Source organism: Mucilaginibacter rivuli (genome assembly GCF_019391655.1).
Lineage (GTDB): Bacteria > Bacteroidota > Bacteroidia > Sphingobacteriales > Sphingobacteriaceae > Mucilaginibacter > Mucilaginibacter rivuli.
This window is the reverse complement of sequence record NZ_JAHXPQ010000001.1, coordinates 1-23642: the sequence shown is the minus strand read 5'-3', so window position 1 is coordinate 23642 and position 23642 is coordinate 1. Positions and strand designations below refer to the sequence as shown.

Below are 23642 nucleotides of genomic sequence, written 5' to 3'. Positions count from 1 at the left end.
ACGTACCGTTGTATAAAGGATAATTTTACCTAACCTGATGTCGCCCCTTGCATCAGAACCCAATCCTTATGAAAATACTTTTTACCTGCATACTTACCTGCTGCTTATTGTCGGCGTTTGCCCAGATAGTCCCTTTAACAGGCACTTATACCACATCCGATGGTAATTATAACGTAAACATCCTGTACAGCAACAATACGCTCACCATTGTAGAGCCCAATAAAACATCGCCATACAAATACGCCAAAAACAATATTTACACCTTCACCAATCCTGTTAATAACATTGATTACGCTGTAGAGGTGATAGATCAGAAAACATTGGGTTGCTACCACCCAAGCACGCCGGATAATGTAACCAAACTGATCTTCAATACCGGCACCAACAGTATGGCCCCAAAAGAAGTTATTGCCAAATACAAACAAATTGCCGATAACTATACCGCCAAACTTAAAACCGATCCGTCTAATACGCAGGCATGGGCGTTTTGCGCCGCTGCCGCGTTGGCGCACGCTTACTATAATGAAGAGGGCTTTAAAATTTACGCCGCTAAAGTAGCCCGGTCATTAAAGCTTATTATTGTTGATAAAAGCAAATGCCCCTGCGAAGACGCGTTACCTAAAGATATTTGGGATAGCGTACAGTAACACAATTCTATTATTAATGCCTAATACTTAATTTATAATCCACCTTAAATCAAAAAATTATGAGAAAAACATTTCTACTCTTTTTCGCCACCTTTTTTGCAGTAGCTGCTTTAGCTTCCTGCGATCTTTTAGACGATGATGAGGAACCAAAACCAAGTTCAAGTTCATCGAGCGGCGTATGCTCCGGCAGTTACAAAAGCCCCACAAAAGATGGCCAGCTTGATGCCTTTTGCGGTGCCGCCTATGCCTACCGCTGCCTTGATGGTAAAGCGCTATCAAATGCGCAGGTGCAATCGGTTTGTAGTTCTTATAACCAAATTAAAACATCAAGCGCACCTTCCTGCGGTTACTGCAACTAACATTTATTAAAATGCGGCAGCCCATAGTTGGCTGCCGCATTTTATAACGCTATGCTATATTAATGTTTAGTACTAAAAATACACGTATCGATTTTTTGATATACACCCTGCAAGGAGGTATCTTAATTGTGTTATTTGCCTATACCTTTATTTTACACAGGCGCATCAATAAACTCAATAAAAAAATTGCCGATATTTCTGCTGCCGCTGCCCCGGTTGCCGCTCCTGTAAAATTAACTTTCAGCAAAACATCACCGGCTATAGGGGCTGATTCCGCTAAAGTTATCATGACTATTTTCTCTGATTTTGAATGCGAGTTTTGCAAAGTATTTGCACGCGAGGTTTTTCCGCAAATTAAAAGCAAATATGTAGATAAGGGCCTTGTTAAAGTGTATTTCCGCTTTTTGCCGCTCGATATACACCAACATGCTGTTTTAGCTGCCGAAACCGGGGCTTATGCCAATGAAACGGGTAAGTTTTGGGAACTTCATGATATCATGTTCGATAACCAGCGCAACCTCAATATCAGCACACTATCAAAATGGGTAAGCAGCAAGCAAATTGACACTGTAAAGTTTAAGGCAGCACTGCAAAAACATACTTATAAAAATAAAATAGACGAAGATATTGCCGAAGCCCATCGCGTGGGTATAACCGGTACACCGGCTATTGTTGTAAACGGCAATGTAACAATGGGAGCAATGTCGGTAAATTATTATAGCAAGCTCATCGAAAAAGAACTATCAGGCGCACAAGCTACAAACAACGCTGGAGCTTGTAATGAATAGACACACCAGGTCGAACGCGCGCGCGTAAAGCGATAGCTCGTATGCTGATTTTACATTCAGTTTCCTGTTAATATTTTTACGGTGCGTTTTTACCGTTTCGGGCGAGATAAACAATTGCTCCCCTATCTGTTGTGAATTTTGTCCCAGAACCTCTAAACGCAAAACATCGCGTTCCCGTTGTGATAGTTTTGAAAACTGCGTGTAGTTTTGTCGTAAAAATTCATTCTCAGCCAGTAGCCTGTCCACCTTAACTGTAACATGCTGGTGCGATTCTATCGGGTGTGCCGTTGTTATCGATAATACAGGCTTCCCATTCTCATCACGGGTTAATATCCGCGTAACGCTAAGGTGCCAAACCCAATTGGGGTTATTTTTCAAACGCACCTGCTGAAAATACGAGATAGAGCTTTCGTCGTTTCGCTCTAAAAATGCCCGTACCTTAGGCGCATACTGGTACACATCTTCAGGGTTAAAAAAACGTTCAAAATATTGAGCGGCAGTCATGCTGCACACTTCTTCCAGGGTAAGGCCCAACATATCCAATCCGTTAGGCGACATGTACCTTACCACAAAATCCGGCAGCTGGTGTATAATAAATATACCGGGCAGCAAATGGAGTGTGGCTATTAACTCCTTTATACTTTTCTCATTAGGTGTGGAAGATACGGGGATATCGATCATAAAAACATTAAACAAAAAGCAATTATAATAGTTATTAATTTATTTTATTGACATGTTAGAGAACATTCCGAAAAAAAGAAGCTGCATTAAATAATACCCTGATTAACAATGCATTAATTTTTTAGCTAAAAAACAATTAGATATGCTTCAGATTTAAGCGGGCGCATTTACCGCCGTCTCTATTTATAACATTTCTAAATAAAATTTCCCAATCCTTTCATTATCATTTCCATACTAAATTTTGTACATTCGCCGCACACTTTAAAAAGCAGGTCGCAATTTGTTTTTTAAATACTTTTCACATAAAAAAGATCAATATTATGGCGTTTGATTTAGACATGATCAAAAAGGTTTACGCCCGCTTAGGCAGCCGTGTTGAAGCCGCCCGCAAAGCAACAGGTAAACCCCTTACTCTAACCGAGAAAATTTTATACACTCACCTTACCGAAGGCAACGCAAGCAATGCTTACGCTCGTGGTGTTGACTATGTTGACTTTGCACCCGATCGTGTTGCTATGCAGGATGCTACCGCACAAATGGCATTATTGCAGTTTATGCAGGCAGGCAGGCCGCAGGTTGCCGTACCATCAACCGTACACTGCGATCACCTGATCCAGGCTAAAATAGGCGCCGATACTGACTTAACCACAGCAAAAGACCAGAACAAAGAGGTTTATGACTTTCTTGCTTCTGTATCAGATAAATACGGTATTGGTTTCTGGAAACCCGGAGCCGGTATCATTCACCAGGTTGTTTTAGAAAACTACGCTTTCCCGGGCGGTATGATGATCGGCACCGATTCTCACACGCCTAACGCGGGTGGTTTGGGTATGGTTGCCATAGGTGTTGGCGGTGCCGATGCCTGCGACGTAATGGCCGGCTTGCCATGGGAGCTTAAATTCCCTAAACTGATCGGTGTTAAATTAACAGGTAAACTGTCGGGCTGGGCATCAGCTAAAGACGTAATCCTGGTAGTTGCAGGTATCCTTACTGTAAAAGGTGGTACAGGCGCGATAGTTGAATACTTTGGCGAAGGCGCTGAGTCGCTTTCTGCAACAGGTAAAGGTACCATCTGTAACATGGGTGCCGAAATTGGCGCTACCACTTCTATTTTTGGTTACGATGCAAAATCAGAAGCTTACCTGCGTGGTACCGAGCGTGCCGAGATAGCTGATCTGGCCAACACCGTTAAAGAACACTTAACCGGCGATCCTGAAGTTTACGCTAATCCTGAGTTATACTTTGACCAGGTAATTGAAATTGACCTGAACACTTTGGAGCCGCATGTAAACGGTCCGTTCACTCCTGATTTGGCTTGGCCTATCTCAAAATTCGCTAACGCGGTAAAAGAGAACAACTGGCCTACTAAACTGGAAGTTGGTTTGATCGGTTCATGTACCAACTCATCTTATGAAGATATTACCCGCGCGGCATCAATAGCTGAACAAGCGGTAAGCAAAAACATAAAAACAGCAGCCGAGTTTACCATTACCCCGGGTTCTGAGCTGGTACGTTACACTGTTGAACGCGATGGTTACTTAGGTACCTTCGAGAGTATGGGCGGTGTGGTATTGGCAAATGCTTGTGGTCCGTGTATTGGCCAGTGGGCACGTCATACCGACGATCCTACACGTAAAAACTCTATCATCACCTCGTTCAACCGTAACTTTGCAAAACGCCAGGATGGCAACCCGAACACACACGCGTTCGTGGCTTCGCCTGAAATTGTTACCGCATTTGTTATTGCAGGTGATTTAACCTTTAACCCGTTAACCGACAGCTTAACCAACGCCGCAGGCGAGCAGGTTAAATTTGACGAGCCACTGGGTATCGAGTTACCGGTTAGAGGTTTCGCTGTGGAAGATGCAGGCTATCAGGCCCCGGCCGAAGATGGCAGCAAAGTAGAAGTTAAGGTTGACCCTAAATCAACCCGTTTACAATTGCTTGATCCTTTCGCGGCATGGGAAGGTACTGATATTACCGGCTTAAAGCTTTTGATAAAAGCCAAAGGTAAATGTACAACCGATCATATTTCTATGGCAGGCCCATGGTTGAAGTTCCGTGGTCACTTAGATAACATATCTAACAATATGCTCATCGGTGCTATCAACTACTTTAACGATAAAGCAGATACAGTTAAAAACGAACTGACAGGCGAATACGGCCCGGTTCCGGCAACACAGCGCGCTTACAAAGCAGCAGGTATTGGTTCTATCGTTGTAGGTGATGAGAACTACGGTGAAGGTTCGTCACGTGAGCATGCCGCTATGGAGCCACGTCACTTAGGTGTACGCGCTATTTTGGTAAAATCGTTCGCACGTATACACGAAACCAACCTTAAAAAACAAGGTATGCTTGGCCTGACATTTGCCAACCCTGCCGATTATGATAAGATTCTGGAAGACGATACATTCGATATCGTAGGCTTACAAAGCTTTACGCCGGGTAAACCACTGCAGGTTGTTATCCACCACAAAGGCGGCTTAACCGATACCATTGATGTTAACCACACTTACAATGAGCAACAAATTGAGTGGTTCAAAGCAGGTGGCGCGTTAAACATTATTCGCCGTCAACAAGCTTAATTAAGTTTAAAGCGAAAAGCATAAAGCTCTCCGATTTTTTGGGGAGCTTTTTTTGTTTGGGAAGTTTTGTAAGTTCGTATAATCGGAATTTAGCAATGACAGAATCGAGAAAAATACAAATAATCAATTCGTTCCCGACAAAATTTGATCAGGCAGAACTTGGAGTCTATATTTCACACGAAGAGTTCGCCGTCTTTGAACAAGGGATATATTCGTCAGGTATGGATGATAAATGGAATGTGTTTGTAATAAACGATACACTGCACTTTTCGAGAAGCTGGACAGATCACTGTATTTACCAAATTGCTATTAGAAAATATCTTAACAGGGTTCTTCTAAAAAACTTCCAGGTTAACCGTGATGGGGCACAATATAAAAATACAGATATTGAATTTGATGTTATATCAGTTAAGAAACTTATTCAAGCCTATTTAAATAGAGATGACATTTACCGCAATCCAAAACTTGACATTCCATTAATTAAACAGGTTATTGGAGAATCGAGCGCGTACAACCAATCGGCAAGCTCTGTCAATGTGGAAAGTACAAAAAGGCTTTATCAAACATTAGTTTCGCCACCTAATGATATGTTTTATAATATCGAAGGCTGGTTGGAACTTGAAAGTAATCTTCGCTTAAGAGCCGAAGATGAACAAATGATAACTGTATACATCCAACATAAAATAAACCGGTCAGGTAAAACATTCTATTTTAATGATGCAGGAACTGAATATCTTGGTTGTATTATCACATCACAAAAACCAGATATCGATTACGATAAGCTTGCTAATTACGGTAACTAATTGGACATTATTGAGTAATGTAAATATGCCCATCGGGGCTACCTGTTTGTAGAAAAAAACAAGAGTTTTTCTCCGTAGTTACTACCAGTACAATACACAATTACACTTTATCAATTCATTTCACTTAACTAATAGAAACCATAGTTACATTAAGTTATTATTAAATATCCATTGGTGCTTGTAACATCACCATATCCCTTGTATTTTAGAAAAATGGAAGCACTAACCCCTAACATATTCGTCGAAGACATAAACGAAACAATAGCGTTCTACAAATTACTTGGTTTTACTGTCGCGATGACGGTACCCGAAGAAGGCGATTTCGTTTGGGCGATGATGAAGAATGGCGGCGTAACCATGATGTTCCAAACCTTTACCAGCCTGGGCGAAGAGCTAAGCGATATCAGCCGTACAGATGGCGGCTCGCTTTTATTTTATATCAACATCAAAAATATCCGCGGTTTTTTCGAAGAGATAAAAGATAAAGTAACCATACTAAAAGGCCTCGAAAAAACCTTTTATGGCGCTACCGAGTTTTCGATAAAAGATTGTAACGATTACGTGCTCACCTTTGCCGAGGACGAGTAGCTTACAGCCCCTTTGTACGCACATACATATAAACAACAGCCACTACAACCAGCACGACCAGCATAATGAGCCCGCTTTTACGGCGGCGTTTATCCTGCCAAAGTATCCAGCCTAAACCCGCTACCATTGGCACTACAAATATTGCCCAAAAAATTAAAGAAGCTGCATTAAATTCCATATCTCAAAATCATTAAAACGGCATACGTGCCAACGGGGCAACATCCTGCCCAACAAATTCATTATTCAAATATTTGTAATATCCGGCAATGGCTATCATGGCTGCATTATCGGTACAGTACTCAAACTTAGGGATAAAGCTTTCCCAGCCTTTGCTTTCGCACAAATTGGTAAGGCCCTGGCGTAAACCCGTATTTGCCGATACCCCTCCGGCTAAGGCCAACTGTGTAATGTTATATTTTTCGGCTACCTTTTTCAACTTATTCAGCAAAATAGTTACCACTCGTTGCTCCACCGAAGCGCAAATGTCGGGCATATTCTTTTCCAGGAATTGCGGGTCGGCAGCTACGTTGTCACGGATAAAATAGAGTATCGCTGTTTTTAAGCCGCTAAAGCTAAAATCAAAACCGGGTATGTTTGGCTCGGGGAAAGCATATGCATTGGCATTACCCAAGCGCGCGTATTTATCAATCAGCGGCCCGCCGGGATATGGCAAACCAAGTATTTTGCTGGTTTTATCTAAAGCTTCGCCCGCGGCATCATCCAGTGTCTGGCCGATGATCTCCATATCAAAATAGTCCTTTACCAAAACTATTTGCGTATGTCCGCCAGAAACGGTGAGGCAAAGAAATGGAAACTTAGGCTTATGATCGCCAATAAAATGCGCTAAAATATGTGCCTGCATGTGATTTACCTCAATCAACGGCAGGTTTTTAGCCAGTGCGAAACTCTTGGCAAAAGACACCCCAACTAATAATGAGCCTAAAAGTCCGGGTCCGCGTGTAAAAGCTACGGCATCAATATCATTTTTGCTTACTTTTGCGTTAATAATTGCCTGCTGTACAGCCGGAATGATATTTTGCTGATGTACGCGCGATGCCAGTTCGGGCACAACGCCGCCATAAGCCGCATGGATTGTTTGATTGGCAATAATATTGCTTAGTATATTACCGTCAACACAAACAGAGGCTGAGGTTTCATCGCAAGAAGATTCTATTCCGAGTATTACTGGCACTTTAAATATTTTAACGCTACAAAGTTATTAAAAAACTGCTCAAAATAGTTTTATGGATAGTATTGGTATTGGTGGTACTCATCAGCACCATACTTTTGCTGTTTCAATACAAACCTGTACAAACATGGGCCGCTAAAAAGGCTACAAGCTATCTTTCAACCAAACTGGGTACAACGGTAGGTATAAAAAGCCTGTATATCAAACCGTTCTCATCGGTAGTATTAGAAGATTTGTTTGTTTTAGATAAACAAAAAGACACCCTGCTCAATACACCAAAATTATCTGTAGATCTGTTGGATTTCTCCATCTTCAGCAGTATACAAAACCGTACGCTAATTTTTAAAAACATACAGTTAGATAACGGTTCGGTATATATCAAAAGGCAAAAAGACAGTACCAGCAATTTTAAATTTATACTGGATGCTTTCAAATCCAACGATACGGTAAAAACCGTTGACAAACCCTGGAAAATCGATTTCAAGCAGTTTACGTTAAACAACCTACGATTCAGGTACCGCAACTATCTGAGTCACGAAATTACCATTCCCGATCATGTAAATTTTGATGATATTGATGTAAAACGCTTTTCGGTAGTGTTAACCGGGCTCGATATTAAACATCATTTGTTTAAAGCGGATATACATCAACTAACCCTGCTTGAAAAAAGTGGTTTTAATTTAAAAAACTTAACAGCCAACGCCGTAGTTGACACCAACCAGATCGAGCTGAAAAACCTTACACTGGAAACCAACCGTTCATTAGTAAAGGATTACTATAAAATGAAGTTCAAATCTTTCGAAGATTTTTCGGATTATGAGAACAAGGTATACATGGACGCCCATTTTAAAACCTCGCACGTATCATCGCTCGATGTGGCTTTTTTTACCATTAACCTTAAAAACATATTTTTCGACCTTGGCCTCAATGGCCGTATTAAAGGGCTTGTAAATAATTTAAAAGCTAAAAACCTGATGGTTACCGCCGGGCAGGCAACTTACATAAAAGGCGATTTCAATTTAAAAGGCCTGCCCAACTGGGATAAAACTTTTCTCGACTTAAAGTTCGATCAAATATCATCCAACAAAAAAGATATCGACTTGCTTTACAGCAGGTTTACCGGCACACCTAACCGGCACGTGCCCGATGTAGTAGCCAAGTTTGGTAACATCAATTTTAGCGGGCAATTCACCGGTTTTCAAAACGACTTTATCGCTTATGGCGAATTTAAAACCAAGCTGGGCAGGTTTAACTCGGATATTAACTTAAAGATAGATAAGCAAGGTGTGCCAAGCTACAGCGGCAAAATAAACACGCACGATTTTGACCTGGGCACATTAACAGATAATGACCTGCTGGGCCGTACCACCTTTACAGGCAATATTAAAGGCCGTGGTACCGAGCTTAAAAATTTAGCCAATAACCTCGATGCCAAATTAACCTATTTTGATTTTAAGGGGTATCGTTATAATAACCTCACCGTTAACGGCACCTTTAACAAAAAGAAATTTGTTGGCGGCGTATTGGTAAATGATAAAAACCTGCACCTTGATTTTTCGGGTGATATTGACCTGAGTAATAAATTACCTGTATTTACTTTTTATGCCAGCATAAAAGGAGCCAAGCTTAACCAGCTTAAATTATTAAAAGACACCGTTGGCGTTGACGCCGAACTAACCACCAACTTTACCGGTACAAACATCAGCAATATTGATGGCAGCATATTGCTTAAAACCATACACCTGCAAAAGCCCGGCAAAAACTATTTTATTGATTCTGTTTACTTTAAAGCTTCAGGAGTAGAAAATTCGCGTAAGCTGATATTACAATCGGACCTTGCCGAAGGTAGTTTAGCAGGTAATTATGACCTTGGCACATTACCCGATTACTTTAAATCAATAGCCAAAAAATATATCCCATCCTTAAAAACAAGTGTAGCGGCTATTAAACCGCAAAATTTTGAGTTCAACTTCAAAATACGAAACCTTGAGCCGCTTACCCAATTTTTTGCACCCGAATTGAGCCTGCCCGATCAGGGCAGCTTTATAGGCAAATTTAACTCGATAGATAAAACCGCGGTGCTCACCGGGTCTGTAAAAACGATAAAATACAATAATATTGTTTTTCATGACCTGGTTATTGATGAAAGCACAAGCGATAACCTGCTCAACCTCAACGTTGCTTTAAATAAAGTAAATTTTAGCGATAGCCTGTTTGTAAAAGACATCAACATATCAAACTTTTTAAAGCGCGACAGTTTAAACTTCAATATAAAACTATCTGATAAGAATGCTGTGAACCAGCTCGATCTTTATGGCTTGTTCAAATTTAACAGCGACACCACCACAGCCTTGCAACTGTTACCATCTGACATTATCCTGGAAAATAAAACATGGAAACTCAAAGAGAACGTTCAGATAAAAATAGCAGGCGGCAAAACAAAGATAGATGGGTTTGAGCTATCCAATGGCCCCCAGAAGGTAAAGATCAATGGCATTATCTCACCCGATCCGGCTGACATGTTAAAGCTTACTTTTGATAAGTTTAATATGAATACGCTCGACCAGTTAAGTAAAGCCAGTGGTATTTATTTAAATGGCACCATGAATGGCGATATCAATGTCGCATCAATAACCGGCAAAATTGGGTTTGAATCCGATCTTACCATTGATTCGTTGTCCTTTAATAAAACCTTACTTGGCGATGTTAAATTTAACACCCGCTTGAACAGTACTGATAAAGTGCTCAACTCAAAATTAAGTGTATTTAACCGGGGCCTGGAAACCCTGAATGCAAGCGGCACTTATGACCTGGCCCCAACTGATAACACCCTCGATTTTGTTGTTAAAATGAACCAAACCCAGGCTATTATTTTAGAGCCCTTTGTAAAAAGCCTGGTCTCAAATTTAAAAGGAGCCATCTCATCCGATCTGAAACTAACAGGCACTATATTCAAGCCGTTAATAAATGGTACGCTTACCTTACAAAATACCGGCTTAACTGTAAACTATCTTAAAACGCCATATATAATTAATGATAAGGTAACTATTGAAAATAGCCTGATTAAAATTGATAACCTGAGCATAAAAGATAACCAGGGCGGCGAGGGTATTGCTAATGGAACAGTTGACCTGAGTAAGGAACTTTCAAACCCCGATCTTAATGTTGCGGTCAGGGCTACCCGTTTGTTAGCCCTCAACACAACATACAGGGATAACCGCTTATACTATGGTACGGCTTATGGCACGGGTGATTTTTCGTTTAAAGGCCCGGTTGATGATATGAGCATTGATATCAAAGCCACAACCAATGAAGGGACTGTTTTTAACATTCCGTTAAATACATCAAGTACAGCATCTGACTATGATTTTATCCGTTATGTTAACCCTAAAGACACGCTTAAGAATATAAAAAGGCACAATATTTTTAAAGGCATAAAACTTAATTTCGACCTTTCGGCAGATGAAAAAACCACTGTTAAAATTTATACCGATTATGGTGTTTTAACCGGTAACGGAACTGCCCGCGATTTAAACCTGCGGATAAGCAGCCTTGGTGATTTTGATATGTATGGCTCATACCTTATATCGTCGGGTAAGTTTGAGTTCACAGCCAAAAGTGTGATCAGTAAATTATTCGAGGTTTCGCAAGGCGGTACCATTAGCTGGGCCGGTGATCCAACCAATGCTACCATTAATCTTAAAGCAACATATGATGTAAGGGCCGATGTTGCTGTTTTGTACCAGGCCGCCGGGTCTTCCTCGCCAAGCAAGTTTGAATTAGTGCAGGCACAATTAGGTTTAAGCGGGCCGCTGATCAAACCAAATATTGATTTCGATTTTAATTTCCCCACAGACCCGAATATAAAGGATGATCTGAGTACATATTTAAACGATAATACCAACCGGAGCCTGCAGGCCGTAAGCTTAATTGTACGCCGCCAGTTCTCATCAACCGCCAACAATAATTTAAACAGTACGGTGCGCAATACCGCCCAGGATGCGTTAACAGAATATGTGTTTAACCAGTTTAACAGCCTGTTTGCCCAAACTAATATTAAGGGTGTTGATATTAACATTAAATCGGCACAGGAAGCCAGTGCAACCTTTCACTTTTTTAACGACAGGTTATTGCTTAGTGGTAGCTTATTTAACAATCAGGGCGACTTATTTGGCGGCACAGGCACTAATTCGCAAACTTTGTTAAGCTCCAACTTTAACAACTTAACAAAAGATTTTGGTATCCAATACCTTATCCGGAAGGACGGGCGGTTATTGGGAACGTACTCTTACCGGGCATTAAATAACACCACAATAAACACGCTTAACAATCCATTAGCGGTACCTACGTATGTAAATGGATTGGGCTTAATTTACCGGCGCGATTTTGATACGTTTGGCGAGTTTTTCAAAAACATTTTTGGCGGCGGGCGTAATGCTCCTGCAAAAAAGGATTCAACCAATGTTAACAAATCAAAACCAACCCCACTGGCAAACGAAGACGACGATTAGTGGTTCAATAAAATGGAATGTCCCATTTTATCGCGCTTAGTCCGTAAATAAGTTTCGTTGTGCTGATTAGGTACGATCTCCATTGCGACATTTTCAATAACCTCTAACCCGTAACCAACAAGTCCCGCACGCTTTTTAGGGTTATTGGTCATTAACCTCATTTGTGTGATGTTGAGGCTGCGTAATATCTGGGCGCCAATACCATAATCGCGCTGGTCCATTTTAAAGCCTAACTGCAAATTAGCGTCAACGGTATCAAAACCATTTTCCTGCAGGTTATATGCTTTAAGTTTATTAATAAGGCCTATCCCGCGGCCTTCCTGGTTCATGTATACGATCACGCCTTTGCCTTCTTTCTCTATCATCTCCATGGCTTTGTGTAGCTGCGGCCCGCAATCGCACCGGCATGAGCCAAATATATCGCCTGTTACGCATGAGCTGTGAACCCGTACCAAAACTGGTTCTTTATCCTCCCAGCTTCCTTTCACCAGGGCAAGGTGGTTCTCGCCTGTATCTAACTGCGTGTAAGCCACCATATCAAAAACTCCAAACTCTGTAGGCAGCTTAACCGATACTTCCTTACGTATCATCGTTTCGTGCTCCAGGCGGTATGCTATCAGGTCCTTAACAGATACGATCTTCATATCAAATTCTTTAGCCATGATCATCAGATCGGGCACACGCGCCATCTCACCATCCTCCTTCATAATCTCGCAGATCAGCCCCGCAGGCTCCAAACCTGCCATTACAGCAAAATCAATAGCGGCTTCGGTATGGCCGGCCCTACGTATTACGCCACCGTCTTTTGCTATCAGGGGGAATATGTGCCCCGGCCTGCCCAGGTCTTCCGGTTTTGTAGCCGGATCTATCAATGCCAATGTGGTTTTTGAACGGTCTGTTGCTGATATGCCTGTAGTACAGCCATTACCTATCAAATCAACAGATACGGTAAAAGCAGTTTCGTGCGATGAAGTATTATGGCCCACCATTGGCAGGAGATCTAATTCGGTAGCACGTTTTTGGGTAATAGGCGCGCAGATCAGCCCGCGCCCGTAACGGGCCATAAAGTTTATTACCTCGGGTGTTGCAAATTGTGCGGCAGCTAAAAAATCACCTTCGTTCTCGCGGTCATCATCATCAACTACAATGATAATTTTACCGGCTTTTATATCTTCAATCGCTTCGTGTATGCTGTTTAACATGCTTTCAAAATATTAGTATATTGATAATTCATTGTCAAGCCACTGGTTATCAATATTTATACAAAAATACGCAACTCTGCAACTAAGCTGGTCGGTTTAGTGTAAAATCAATTACGGGCAAATTTACGCTTTACCTGTTTTACCAGGTTTGTAAAACCTCGTCTGTAAATATCCATATCAAACAATACGGAATCGTTTGCCGCTTTGTACGATAAGAACAGGCCAATAGGTGTTAAAATGATAATGGCTATCCATGTTCCAAATATGGGCGATAATGAACCATTCTGTGCTGACTTTTCGCCTATGCTGGATACAATAAAGTAGATAAGGAAAAAGATAACCGAAATTACAACCGGCAAACCTAAGCCTCCTTTACGTATAATAGCCCCCAATGGCGCTCCTATTAAAAACAACATTAAACAAGCTGCAGATAAGGTGAATTTTTTTTGATACTCTACTTTGTACCTGCGCAAAATGCTTTCCCTGTTCAAATAATCGGTAACCTTGTCACCCATCATGTTTTTAATGATGGTGGCTTCTGATGCCGCGTTTTGAATAGCGGCCAATTGCGCATCCGCAGGAATAGCATCAATAACTTTATGATGTGGTATCACTGTTTTTATAGGCGGAACAGGGCTGTGTGGTACTATAAAGTACCTTATATTAGGTGTAATTATTACGTAGTTGTTAATATTCAATTGCACAAACTGCTTTTGTGCAACTTTAAAAGTATCTATCAGTTGTTTTGAGCTCAGCATTTGGAACGAGCCCTTAAACAAGTTTTCGGGCGTACGGTGTAAACTAAAGGCTGATAGATCGAGTTTTTGCTCCGTTTCTTTAAAGTAAAAGCGCGTAAATTTTTGTCTTTGATTATACCCGTTCTCTGCGGCCGACTCTTCGTACCGAACGCCGTTTTTCAATTTTAACAATAAAAATGAATTATCGGGCGAACGTGTCATTACACCTTCCTTAGCAAATATCACATTATTCCCTCCGGGATTGAGGGTCTTCTCGTATATCATTATGTCGTACAAACGCTGGTTATCAGCATCCTTACGGCCTACACGTATGGTATAGCCCGGAAAACTGCTGTTAAAAACTCCAACCTTGATCAGCTTGGCTGATTTTTGCTGCCGGGCATCATACAAAAGCGAAAAAAACTTAAGGTTAGCTACCGGCAGCATATAATCCGAAAAAATAAAAGCAGATACGGCCAGCATACTAACTGCTATGATCATGGGGTAAAGCGCCCGGGTTAATGATATACCGGCAGACTTGATGGCTACAAGCTCGTAGTTTTCGCCCAGGGTACCATAAGTCATGATAGAAGAGAGGAGTACCGACAAGGGCAGCGCCATAGCAACATTGGTTGCCGAGGCATACATCATAAGTTTAAGTATGGTGTACCATTCAAAGCCTTTTCCAACCAGGTCGTCAATGTATTTCCACAGAAATAACATCAGCAATACAAACATCACAATGAAAAAGGTTACGATGAATGGCCTGATAAAGGCTTTTAAAATTAGCAGGTGTATCTTTTTCACAATACAAAAATAGGGAATTTATTTTCCCCATGCACCTATAACGCTGATAAGGTAATTGATCTGATTATCCCATATCAATTTACGTTCAGCAATACTTTCTTCCGGAGCACGATCTGTAACGCTAAGGGCAGCATCATTGGTAAGCCCCTGCGGGATAACTCCCATCTTACGCAAATGTACTTACCCTTTTTTAAACCTGGCTACCAGGGTATTTATCCAGCGCTTATACATTTCGGCATCAAATAACACAGAGTCATTAGAGGCCTTGTATGATAAGAATAACCCGATAGGCGTTAGTATAATAATAGCCATCCAGGCACCTAAGATGGGAGACAGCGTGCCGTTTTGCGCAGTTTTTTCGCCAATACTGGTTATCATAAAATAGATAAGAAAGAATATTACCGATATCACTACCGGTAATCCCAGGCCGCCTTTGCGGATAATGGCTCCCAGAGGCGCTCCTATTAAAAACAGCATTATACAAGCAGCCGATAGGGTAAATTTTTTCTGATACTCAACGAGGTATTTGCGCAGATCATTTTGCCTTTGCATATAATCTACCACTTTATCACCCATAATGTTCTTGATGATCTTTGCTTCCATACTTGCATTTTGAATGGCATTGGCTTGTTGATCGGCCGGTATGGCATCAATTACTTTACCATACGGAATAATAACCGGGATTGGTGGTACAGGCTGGTGCGGAACAACAAAATATTTGATGTTGGGTGTAATAATAGCATAGTTGTTTTTCTCTAATTCTCCTGTTTGCTTTGTAACGGTTTTAAAAGTATACATCAATTGTTTTGAACTCATCATCTGGAAAGCCCCATTAAAAAGTGAATCGTTTGTGCGATGCAGTGTAAAGCCCGACAAATCCAGCTTTTGAGAAGTCTCTTTAAAATAAAAACGTGTAAATTTTTGACGTGGGTTATAAACATTCTCGCCGCTTGATTCCTGGTAATGCACCCCGTTTTTTAGTTTGAGAATTAAGTACGAATTATCACGCGAGCGGGTCATTACCCCCTCTTTGGCGAAAATAATATCGTTACCGGCTTTGCTTTTGTTCTTTTGATAAATCATGATATCGTACAAACGTTGATTATCCGCGTCTTTACGACCTACACGTATGCTATAATCCGGGAAGCTGTTATTAAAAACCCCCACCTTGATCAATTTTGCCGATTTTTGTTCGCGAACGTCATACAACAACGTCAAAAACTTGCGGTTAGCTACCGGCAACGTATAATCGGAAAAGAAAAAGGCAGATATGGCCAGTATGCTCACCACAATAATCATAGGATAAAGCGCCCGGGTTAATGATATGCCTGCTGATTTAATCGCTACGAGTTCGTAGTTTTCGCCGAGCGTACCATAAGTCATGATAGAAGAGAGAAGTACCGACAGGGGCAGTGCCATGGCAACGTTGGTTACCGAGGCATACATCATGAGTTTGAGGATGGTATACCATTCGAAGCCTTTACCCACCATATCATCGATGTATTTCCACAGGAAAAGCATCAAAAACACAAACATCACAATGAAAAAGGTTACAATGAAAGGCCTGATAAAGGCTTTTAAAATTAGCAGGTGTATCTTTTTCACAATACAAAAATAGGGCGCTTATTCTCCCTATGCACCTATAACGCTGATAAGGTAATCAATCTGATTATCCCATATCAATTTACGTTCGGCAATGTTTTCTTCGGGAGCAAAATCTGTAACACTAAGGGCAACATCATTGGTAAGCTCATCCTGGATAATTTCCATCTCAAAGTAGCACTGAGGTTCATCGTCCATCCATTTAAACTTTACCGATTTATATTCTTTTAATCCCACCAATTTTGCTTTTTGTTCTTCGCCATCCCAGGTAAAGGTGTAGATCGAGTCTCTTACGTTCACATCATCGGCAAACCATTGTGCCAACCCATTGGGTTCATTCAGAAAGCTATACAGTATTCTTGGAGACGACTTTATTTCGTATTCTATATTAAATTTTTTCTTTTCCGACATGATGATGTGTACAGTACAGGGTTATAAATTACTTAGGTGGTAAATGTTAACATTTTTTCTAAAGGAAACGAATTTCTGCTATATTTGCAAACCTTTTTAAAAAAGGGGTAACACAGCCGTAAGGTAAGTAGTTGCAATTAAATAAATGCATGATAAGCAAACCACTTATCAACAAATGCAAAACGGCGGGGTAGCTCAGATGGTTAGAGCGTAGGATTCATAACCCTAAGGTCGGCAGTTCGATCCTGCTCCCCGCTACTTGATAATCAGCCTGTTGTAGTAAAATGCAATGGGCTGCTTTATTTTGGTACAACATGGGTACAACAAGTTTCTAAGACTCATAACCCGTAAAGCAGTCCTTCTATAACCTATACATTACTAATTTATAATGGAATCGCTATCGCTCACTGGTTCTATAAATAAATTTCGTGGTGAGCGTGCCTTTTTTTCCAAGTAACTTTCCAACCTTTTCAATATCTGTTTATTGATAAAAGCATAGGACGGCGACCGCTCAAATAAAAAGTCGATTGGCGTAACGGTCATTGAAGAAATGACAAAACGTTGTCCGTAAATAACACAGGTTGGGTCGCGGTCTACATACCATCGTTTCCGGTCAATCGGATTGTCCGTATCCGTATCATTGTAATACAATATTCGACGTTCCCCGAAGCGGTCATCATGTATGCGGTAGCACTCTATATACGGTTTCGCAGCCGCATGCCCCACGGTTTGCAGAACGAATACCATCAGCGACGCCCCATCAAAAAAATCAACTTTATCTACGCTGTGCTTAAAATTCTCTTTGAGATAACGCTCATATATTTCTTGAATGCGACTAAAAAAAAAATTGAAGGTTTTTCTTCACTAACTGCATGTTAAGAATGCCAGTATGAATAGGCGTATGACTACGCTGCAAAGGATCGGTGGCAAAGACGGGCATTAATTGAATTTGTCCTACTTCTAATAAAAAAGAAATGTATCGATGCACTAAGGGCACATAAAAAAGTTTAGAATAGGTATTCGTGCGATACTGAGGTATATACCCCTCCTGAAGCAATGCTTTCGTTTTATCGATGCGATATTTATAATGTTGCTGTGGTAACCTGTCTTTTTCACTATCAATGCCGTAATTAAGGTCAGTAACCCCATCAGCGATATCGCTATGTCTTGTTTCATAGGACACAGGCAGAACAGCATGTAATAAATATTGGAGTTCCTTTAATGCAATGGGCTGCTCTTTATAGTGTAAACCCAGCAAAGCGTAAAAAGTACCCACGAATGCTGCTAAATATTCATTTGCAAGCTTTTCTTCTGGCACAAATAGCGGTGACTTGTTAAAAGCGCGCAATATATCATCTTTTACCACGGTATAAGCATGATATTCATGGAAGTTTAAAATACTTTCCATCGTTCCGCTATACAATACGGTCGCACCTTGTCGATGAAAGACTTCCATCATTTCTTTTTCGGTGGTTATTTCCAGTTGGCGTACCGGTAGCTCGCTTTTGCCGAAAGCGATAGGGATTATGAAGTGAGAACGCTCACCCAAGCCCGTTTTGGCAACAGCTACACCTATCTTCCAGTAATTTGGATAGGCGTGAGTTTTTAGAACCGGAAATTCATAGTCGAGGATAGAATTGATTTGATCCAGATACCGCTGAAAAGATGCCACCTCTTCTTGGTTTAGCATTTCTGGTGGTGCCAATTGTTGCCGAAATGCTTTAAATTCCTCTTCCATACTTTCATAAGCCCGTTCACGCTCGTCTGAATTTTTTCGCAACGCTACATCTTGCTCGACGATGGTTTGCCATGCCCTGACATAATCCTGCCGCGCTAAATCGATAACATGATCATTAGCAAAGGGGATCATCACGGATTGACCCGAAATATTTGCCTGGGCTTCGTTAATTGTGGCAGGATCCATGTGACGCCAATAAACCAAGGATCGGGCTTGGTCGACCGCAACTAAAATCACTGGTAGATTGGTTTTATGGCAATAAGCAAGAAAGCCAAGTTTACATTGATGTTTAGGATTATTGGTATAGCGTTTTTGTAATGTTTTGATCTGTACTGCGAAGTTGCCTACTGGTGTTCCGTCAGCCAACGTAAACTCAAAAATGCCGTCATGATTGGGGTGTTTATCTGAGGCTTCCGGTTTGCCCATGATGTGTTTATCGTCCATTAGTCCCCAAAAAAGCTTTACTGATCGCAATTCGGAAGGAGTAGTTCTGGCATGCCCAGTAGGCTTGCTGTCCTTAATCGAAGGTGTATTTGCTGATTTTGACTTCGCCATTGATTATGAAGATACTTATTACGGTGAACTAATTTCCCAATCCGCTTAAAGGCTATTAGAAAATTGTGTAGGATCGTTATCTTTAAAGATTAATTTTTCATTCGGATGTTCCAAATAGAAGTTACCAACAGTGACAACTTGATTATTAACTTTGGTAAGATAAAAAAATCCCCTTCCAAAAACATCGAAAGGAGACTACGGGAAAGGATTCAATAAGCTTAAGTGTATTAACATTGTAGTATATGCAAACCGATTCAGATAACAGTTTAAAAGATGGTGCAGCCTGCACGGTTATTGGTGGCACGCACAAGGGTAAAACGGGCCGGGTAAAAGATATTAATACGAGTAAGACCGGCCACATAACAATAACCGTGTTGCAGGAAAATGGTGACAGATTTAAAACCCTGGCAAAAAACGTATCTGTTGAGCGTTAGTTATTGCTCCAAATTTTGCCAGCTAAATCCTGATCGTCTTACACTTATCCATCATTATTTCAGTTGCTCGCTAAAAAAGTCAATAGTCCGTTTCCAGGCTAGTTCCGCAGCGGCCTTATCATAGCGTGGCGTTGTATCGTTATGAAAACCATGATTCACATTTTCGTAAATATAGGCCTGGTATTTTTTACCATTTGCTTTTAAGGCCGCCTCATAAGCCGGCCAGCCACCCGTTATGCGGGTATCCAATGAAGCATAATGTAATAATAAAGGCGCCTGTATCTTAGGCACATCATCAGCTACAGGCTGGGCGCCGTAAAAGGGTACCGCTGCTGCCAAGTTTGGCAAACGTACGGCCAGCGTATTGGCTATACCACCACCATAACAAAAACCAACTACACCTACCTTGCCATTACAATCCGGATGATTTTTCAGGTAGTTAAATGCATCTAAAAAGTCCTCCACCATTTCTTTAGGATCTCTTTTACTTTGCATGGCGCGGCCTTCATCATCATTACCGGGGTAACCGCCTAAAGGGCTCAAGGCATCCGGCGCAAGGCTAATAAAACCGGCTAATGCCGCTCTACGGGCAACATCTTCAATATAAGGATTTAAACCACGGTTTTCGTGTACCACAATAATACCGCCTAGTTTCTTTTTATTATCCTTTGGTTCCGATAATAATGCTTTAATGCTACCGCCGCCTTTTGGCGAATCATAATGAATATATTCAGATTTTAATCGGGAATCGTCCATTTTAGTCTGGAGCGTCCCCTTATAATCCGGCATTAGAAAACTCATCAGAGCAGGTACAGTTAAACCGCCCACAGCATATAACGATAGTTTCTGTACAAAGCTACGGCGGTCCAGCCGGTCATGGGCGTAATCATCATACAGGTCAAACACTTCCTGTTGGATGTCTTCTTTTTTGATCTGGCTCATAGGATATGGTTTTAATCAAAAATAACTATTTGACTGCAAAAATCTGCAAGCTTAAAACGTAACAGTATCGCTACGCGTTCAGAGCGATTAGGATATAAGCACCGTTATATCAAGCCATTCCTAACGGCAAACATTACTATACCGGCAGTATTGCGCACACCTATTTTATCGAGCAAGTGTTGCCTGATACCCTCAACAGAGCGCGGGCTTAAAAATATCGCCTCACCTATTTCGGTACTTGTTTTTTCGTTACAAATCAATTTCAATACTTCGAGTTCCCGGTCGGTAAACTCAACCTTTTTATTGAACGAGGGCTTTATGTTTTGTTTTACTATAACCTTTTTTAATAGTGTTTTACTCACCAGGTCATTAAAGTAATACCCATTTTCGGCAGCGGCATAAATAGCTTTTCTAATTTCTGCCGGGTCGGCATTTTTTAAAAGATAGCCGTTTGCCCCATTTTCCATTAAATGGATAATGAAGTTTTCATCATCATACATAGTTACAGCAAGTACCTTAATGTTACTATAACGCTTTTTTACAGCCTTGGTAGCCTCCATGCCATCCATTACCGGCATTTTAAGATCCATCAAAATAACATCAGGCATTGCTTTTTCAATACCTGCCAATAACTCTTCTCCGTTACCGGCCTCTAATATCAATTCAAATGTTTCGTCAGCTAACAAACTAACTTTCAGGCCTTCTCTAAAGATGACGGAATCATCGGCTATAGCAACTTTTATCTTGCTCATTTTAGTTTCGTGGAATCAAAATATTAATTTTAGAACCGTTGGCATTCTTCGAAAAATTCAGGTTTCCTTTTAACAGTATCGCCCTGTTTTGAATGTTTTTTAATCCAAGCCCGTCTTTGTTATACCTCTTTGTCTCAAAATCAGCTTGTGTAAGCCCATCGCCATTATGCAAAACTGTCATGGTCAATATTTTCTTATCAAACTGCGATTTGATGCGGATCTTATCAGCATGCGCGTGTTTCAAAATATTATTTGTTAATTCCTGTATAATCCGGTAAACATTAATATCATCTTTAGGATCGGCTGTAATATAACTATAATCAAGTTCTGTAGTAATTTCCATTACTGTACCTGAGCTCATTTTAGCGGCAAAGTGTTTTATTGCTTCATTTAAACCAAACTCTTTCAAAATACTTGAATGCAGGTTGTGCGATATACCTCTTACCTTAATTATAGCATCATCCAGCAACGCGATACACTTTTTATGCAACACCTGGTGGTATTCATCCATATCATCAGTGCCTATACCGTACACATGTAGTTTGGTTGACGATAGGATGGCCCCCACTTCATCATGTAGCTCCTCTGCTATACGATGACGCTCAGACTCCTCGCTACGCACAGCCGCGTCTATTAACTGGTGTTGCTGGCTTTCCTTTAATGTTTGCAACGAGTTTTGATACTGTATACGCTTCCGTTGAGCGAATATAAAAATAAGCAAAAAGCTTACAAACAGTAAAAGCATTGCGGCAATGCCCACTACCAAATAAAATCGGATATCATCATTCTCTGGATTCATTAAAACCTTTGGCTAAAAACAAATTAAAAATTATAAAAGTAATATTATGCACATTCCATAAATTGATAGCGAAGTGCTGCATACGAACAGTTAACTCATGGTATAAAAGGAATATAAAAAAATTAATGCTTACGTAAACACCTAGCCCGGTTACTATCCAAAAGTCCGAATTATAGCTAAACACTTCCATTCCTTCACCTATTTTGAATAGGTAATATTGAAGCACGTAAAATAAAAGCAATACAGCTTCTACAGATAATAAGCGATTACTAAATTGCCAATAATTAAAAAAACGTTCAAAAAATCCAAAATTTACAATTAAAAACAAAGCATATATAACCATTAATGCCTTTTTAATATATGCCAGAAAAGGCTGCTCCAACCTGATGAAAAATATGGCAAATAAAAAAAACCGCACTACAGAGTGCAGGTTATACAAATAGTTATTTGAATTATACGAAGCCGGCAAAACCGTGCGCAATTTCCAGGTTACATCAATAGCAACATTTATAAATAATGCCATCCAAACATAAAAAACAACCGGAGCAAGTTTTTCCGGTTGTTTTCTTCTGATAAGGATAGCCGCTGGAATTAATATTGCCCAAACCTCCGACCAATCAAGTAAAAACGTTATAAATTCCAACATGCTTTAACCTACAGTTATATTGCAGGTGGTGATGGATTAGTATTAAAATCGTCGCCTTCATGCAAACGGCGTGGTTTTGCACCACCAACACCATTTTGATAAGCCTGAAGCTGATAATAGACATAATTTGCAGCATTTATTATAGGAGCAAAAATTATATAATCAGCCTTTACACCGTGTGCATCTACGAGTTCCTTTCTCATATCTTCAACAGCAAGCACATTATCGCATAACTGAATAGGGCCATTTACAGATAATGCAGGTTCATCTGCGTAAACCGATAAAACATCATAATGCGGATCGTACTTATTTACCTCAGATAAGTGCACATAAGCTACAAGTTGTAATGCATCGCCTGATTCAGGAAAAAGGTAACCAAATACAAAGCTATCCATGCTTGGATGAGCTGCCATTAAAGACTCAATGTCGCTAACGTTGTATTGTAACCATGAAAATTTAATTGTTGGGGAATCTGCCATTTTTGTTTTTTGTGTTTAGGTGAAGTTTATTGAATGATTTGTTAAAAAATATTAAAAATTTGTTTTAAGTACTTAACGTATCCACGGCCCGTATTACTAACAAATATATGATAGTGATGTAAATTTATTATACGTATATCTACTCAATTTTATAAGTAGTTATACAGGGCATTAGACGCACTAATATTCAAAAAACCGACTTTACTTTTTAGCCAAATAGTTCGGTTTGTTATCTTTTTAGATTACCATTAATTATTATGTTACTACGCTGATTAATTTGTAGCCTGGCATAGCATTATGCGGCACATTCTATTAACATTGGTGTATGGCAAACCAAATTAAAGGGGAGATAATAGGATTATGAAGCTAACGCCCTAAAGTATAAAG

Annotated in this window: 22 protein-coding genes and 1 tRNA gene; 9 read left to right on the top strand and 14 right to left on the bottom strand. The window is 40.5% G+C overall.

Translation table 11 applies throughout. The annotated features are described in order from the left end of the window. Nucleotides 1-68: 68 nt before the first annotated feature. The 3 genes from KXQ82_RS00115 to KXQ82_RS00105 all read left to right on the top strand — a co-directional run bounded on the left by KXQ82_RS00115 (nt 69) and on the right by KXQ82_RS00105 (nt 1794). The gene (locus KXQ82_RS00115; protein WP_219485554.1) at nt 69-647 is read left to right on the top strand and encodes a hypothetical protein; all 579 of its coding nucleotides are present in this window, start codon (nt 69-71) and stop codon (nt 645-647) included. Nucleotides 648-706: 59 nt separating this feature from the next. Next, nucleotides 707-1006: a hypothetical protein gene (locus KXQ82_RS00110; protein ID WP_219485551.1), complete on the top strand. Its 300-nt coding sequence runs from the start codon at nt 707-709 to the stop codon at nt 1004-1006. 62 nt (nt 1007-1068) lie between these two features. Continuing rightward, nucleotides 1069-1794 (top strand): DsbA family protein, encoded by a 726-nt coding sequence (locus KXQ82_RS00105; protein WP_219485548.1) that lies wholly within the window; start codon nt 1069-1071, stop codon nt 1792-1794. Here KXQ82_RS00105 and KXQ82_RS00100 read toward each other — a convergent pair. After that, nucleotides 1750-2475, bottom strand: a complete 726-nt coding sequence (locus KXQ82_RS00100; protein WP_219485546.1) for a LuxR C-terminal-related transcriptional regulator — start codon at nt 2473-2475, stop codon at nt 1750-1752. The two genes, KXQ82_RS00105 and KXQ82_RS00100, sit on opposite strands and share 45 nt — an antisense overlap. 320 nt (nt 2476-2795) lie before the next feature. Between KXQ82_RS00100 and KXQ82_RS00095 the strand changes: the two genes are divergently transcribed. From KXQ82_RS00095 to KXQ82_RS00085, 3 genes are all read left to right on the top strand, one after another. Next, on the top strand, nt 2796-5060 hold the full coding sequence (locus KXQ82_RS00095; protein WP_219485542.1) for an aconitate hydratase: 2265 nt from the start codon (nt 2796-2798) through the stop codon (nt 5058-5060). Nucleotides 5061-5155: 95 nt separating this feature from the next. Next, entirely contained in the window at nt 5156-5863 is a 708-nt protein-coding gene (locus tag KXQ82_RS00090) for a hypothetical protein (RefSeq protein WP_219485539.1), read from the top strand. 213 nt (nt 5864-6076) lie between these two features. Further along, a complete protein-coding gene (locus tag KXQ82_RS00085; RefSeq protein WP_219485537.1) occupies nt 6077-6451 on the top strand; it encodes a VOC family protein in 375 nt (124 codons plus the stop codon). 1 nt (nt 6452) lies between these two features. On the opposite strand, the gene KXQ82_RS00080 is transcribed toward KXQ82_RS00085, so the two are convergent. Next, nucleotides 6453-6629 carry a hypothetical protein gene (locus tag KXQ82_RS00080; protein ID WP_219485533.1) on the bottom strand — a complete coding sequence of 59 codons (177 nt, stop codon included), beginning with the start codon at nt 6627-6629 and terminating at the stop codon, nt 6453-6455. Between the two features lie 12 nt (nt 6630-6641). After that, the gene (gene tsaD, locus KXQ82_RS00075) at nt 6642-7643 is read right to left on the bottom strand and encodes a tRNA (adenosine(37)-N6)-threonylcarbamoyltransferase complex transferase subunit TsaD (RefSeq protein WP_219485530.1); all 1002 of its coding nucleotides are present in this window, start codon (nt 7641-7643) and stop codon (nt 6642-6644) included. Between the two features lie 95 nt (nt 7644-7738). Here tsaD and KXQ82_RS00070 point away from each other — a divergent pair, with 95 nt between their 5' ends. Continuing rightward, nucleotides 7739-12151, top strand: coding sequence for a translocation/assembly module TamB domain-containing protein (locus tag KXQ82_RS00070; RefSeq protein ID WP_219485527.1), 4413 nt, complete (start codon nt 7739-7741; stop codon nt 12149-12151). On the opposite strand, the gene KXQ82_RS00065 is transcribed toward KXQ82_RS00070, so the two are convergent. The 5 genes from KXQ82_RS00065 to KXQ82_RS00045 form a co-directional block, all read right to left on the bottom strand. Beyond that, nucleotides 12148-13353: a bifunctional 3,4-dihydroxy-2-butanone-4-phosphate synthase/GTP cyclohydrolase II gene (locus KXQ82_RS00065; protein ID WP_219485525.1), complete on the bottom strand. Its 1206-nt coding sequence runs from the start codon at nt 13351-13353 to the stop codon at nt 12148-12150. The genes KXQ82_RS00070 and KXQ82_RS00065 overlap by 4 nt on opposite strands. 107 nt (nt 13354-13460) lie before the next feature. After that, nucleotides 13461-14897, bottom strand: a complete 1437-nt coding sequence (locus KXQ82_RS00060) for an LptF/LptG family permease (RefSeq protein WP_219485521.1) — start codon at nt 14895-14897, stop codon at nt 13461-13463. Nucleotides 14898-14915: 18 nt separating this feature from the next. Next, entirely contained in the window at nt 14916-15062 is a 147-nt protein-coding gene (locus KXQ82_RS00055; RefSeq protein ID WP_219485519.1) for an START-like domain-containing protein, read from the bottom strand. Nucleotides 15063-15077: 15 nt separating this feature from the next. Further along, nucleotides 15078-16502, bottom strand: coding sequence for an LptF/LptG family permease (locus KXQ82_RS00050; protein ID WP_219485517.1), 1425 nt, complete (start codon nt 16500-16502; stop codon nt 15078-15080). Between the two features lie 27 nt (nt 16503-16529). Beyond that, a complete protein-coding gene (locus KXQ82_RS00045; protein ID WP_219485514.1) occupies nt 16530-16910 on the bottom strand; it encodes an START-like domain-containing protein in 381 nt (126 codons plus the stop codon). Between the two features lie 184 nt (nt 16911-17094). Here KXQ82_RS00045 and KXQ82_RS00040 point away from each other — a divergent pair. Further along, nucleotides 17095-17168: transfer RNA gene (locus tag KXQ82_RS00040), tRNA-Met, on the top strand. Nucleotides 17169-17745: 577 nt separating this feature from the next. Here the strand turns inward: KXQ82_RS00040 and KXQ82_RS00035 are convergent. Then, entirely contained in the window at nt 17746-19203 is a 1458-nt protein-coding gene (locus KXQ82_RS00035; protein WP_219485511.1) for a DUF4365 domain-containing protein, read from the bottom strand. Between the two features lie 242 nt (nt 19204-19445). Here KXQ82_RS00035 and KXQ82_RS00030 point away from each other — a divergent pair, with 242 nt between their 5' ends. Next, nucleotides 19446-19637 (top strand): KOW motif-containing protein, encoded by a 192-nt coding sequence (locus KXQ82_RS00030; RefSeq protein ID WP_219485509.1) that lies wholly within the window; start codon nt 19446-19448, stop codon nt 19635-19637. Nucleotides 19638-19691: 54 nt separating this feature from the next. Here KXQ82_RS00030 and KXQ82_RS00025 read toward each other — a convergent pair whose 3' ends face one another. From KXQ82_RS00025 to KXQ82_RS00005, 5 genes are all read right to left on the bottom strand, one after another. Beyond that, nucleotides 19692-20579: a dienelactone hydrolase family protein gene (locus KXQ82_RS00025; protein WP_219485505.1), complete on the bottom strand. Its 888-nt coding sequence runs from the start codon at nt 20577-20579 to the stop codon at nt 19692-19694. Between the two features lie 104 nt (nt 20580-20683). Further along, complete coding sequence (locus KXQ82_RS00020; protein WP_219485503.1) at nt 20684-21331, bottom strand: response regulator transcription factor; 648 nt, start codon at nt 21329-21331, stop codon at nt 20684-20686. Nucleotide 21332: 1 nt separating this feature from the next. Next, entirely contained in the window at nt 21333-22130 is a 798-nt protein-coding gene (locus KXQ82_RS00015; protein WP_219485499.1) for a sensor histidine kinase, read from the bottom strand. Next, a complete protein-coding gene (locus tag KXQ82_RS00010; RefSeq protein WP_219485496.1) occupies nt 22114-22776 on the bottom strand; it encodes a hypothetical protein in 663 nt (220 codons plus the stop codon). The genes KXQ82_RS00015 and KXQ82_RS00010 overlap by 17 nt, the downstream gene beginning before the upstream one ends. Nucleotides 22777-22790: 14 nt before the next feature. Next, on the bottom strand, nt 22791-23255 hold the full coding sequence (locus KXQ82_RS00005) for a hypothetical protein (RefSeq protein ID WP_219485492.1): 465 nt from the start codon (nt 23253-23255) through the stop codon (nt 22791-22793). Nucleotides 23256-23642 lie beyond the last annotated feature (387 nt).

What these genes read in the sequence shown, in the direction of transcription:
- KXQ82_RS00005 (WP_219485492.1), bottom strand. Translation starts at nt 23,255, where the DNA reads ATGGCAGATTCCCCAACAATTAAATTTTCATGGTTACAATACAACGTT.
- KXQ82_RS00100 (WP_219485546.1), bottom strand. Translation starts at nt 2,475, where the DNA reads ATGATCGATATCCCCGTATCTTCCACACCTAATGAGAAAAGTATAAAG.
- KXQ82_RS00080 (WP_219485533.1), bottom strand. Translation starts at nt 6,629, where the DNA reads ATGGAATTTAATGCAGCTTCTTTAATTTTTTGGGCAATATTTGTAGTG.
- KXQ82_RS00105 (WP_219485548.1), top strand. Translation starts at nt 1,069, where the DNA reads ATGTTTAGTACTAAAAATACACGTATCGATTTTTTGATATACACCCTG.
- KXQ82_RS00025 (WP_219485505.1), bottom strand. Translation starts at nt 20,579, where the DNA reads ATGAGCCAGATCAAAAAAGAAGACATCCAACAGGAAGTGTTTGACCTG.
- KXQ82_RS00030 (WP_219485509.1), top strand. Translation starts at nt 19,446, where the DNA reads ATGCAAACCGATTCAGATAACAGTTTAAAAGATGGTGCAGCCTGCACG.
- KXQ82_RS00115 (WP_219485554.1), top strand. Translation starts at nt 69, where the DNA reads ATGAAAATACTTTTTACCTGCATACTTACCTGCTGCTTATTGTCGGCG.
- KXQ82_RS00015 (WP_219485499.1), bottom strand. Translation starts at nt 22,130, where the DNA reads ATGAATCCAGAGAATGATGATATCCGATTTTATTTGGTAGTGGGCATT.
- KXQ82_RS00090 (WP_219485539.1), top strand. Translation starts at nt 5,156, where the DNA reads ATGACAGAATCGAGAAAAATACAAATAATCAATTCGTTCCCGACAAAA.
- KXQ82_RS00110 (WP_219485551.1), top strand. Translation starts at nt 707, where the DNA reads ATGAGAAAAACATTTCTACTCTTTTTCGCCACCTTTTTTGCAGTAGCT.
- KXQ82_RS00055 (WP_219485519.1), bottom strand. Translation starts at nt 15,062, where the DNA reads ATGGGAGTTATCCCGCAGGGGCTTACCAATGATGCTGCCCTTAGCGTT.
- KXQ82_RS00065 (WP_219485525.1), bottom strand. Translation starts at nt 13,353, where the DNA reads ATGTTAAACAGCATACACGAAGCGATTGAAGATATAAAAGCCGGTAAA.
- KXQ82_RS00045 (WP_219485514.1), bottom strand. Translation starts at nt 16,910, where the DNA reads ATGTCGGAAAAGAAAAAATTTAATATAGAATACGAAATAAAGTCGTCT.
- KXQ82_RS00010 (WP_219485496.1), bottom strand. Translation starts at nt 22,776, where the DNA reads ATGTTGGAATTTATAACGTTTTTACTTGATTGGTCGGAGGTTTGGGCA.
- KXQ82_RS00035 (WP_219485511.1), bottom strand. Translation starts at nt 19,203, where the DNA reads ATGGCGAAGTCAAAATCAGCAAATACACCTTCGATTAAGGACAGCAAG.
- KXQ82_RS00020 (WP_219485503.1), bottom strand. Translation starts at nt 21,331, where the DNA reads ATGAGCAAGATAAAAGTTGCTATAGCCGATGATTCCGTCATCTTTAGA.
- KXQ82_RS00095 (WP_219485542.1), top strand. Translation starts at nt 2,796, where the DNA reads ATGGCGTTTGATTTAGACATGATCAAAAAGGTTTACGCCCGCTTAGGC.
- KXQ82_RS00085 (WP_219485537.1), top strand. Translation starts at nt 6,077, where the DNA reads ATGGAAGCACTAACCCCTAACATATTCGTCGAAGACATAAACGAAACA.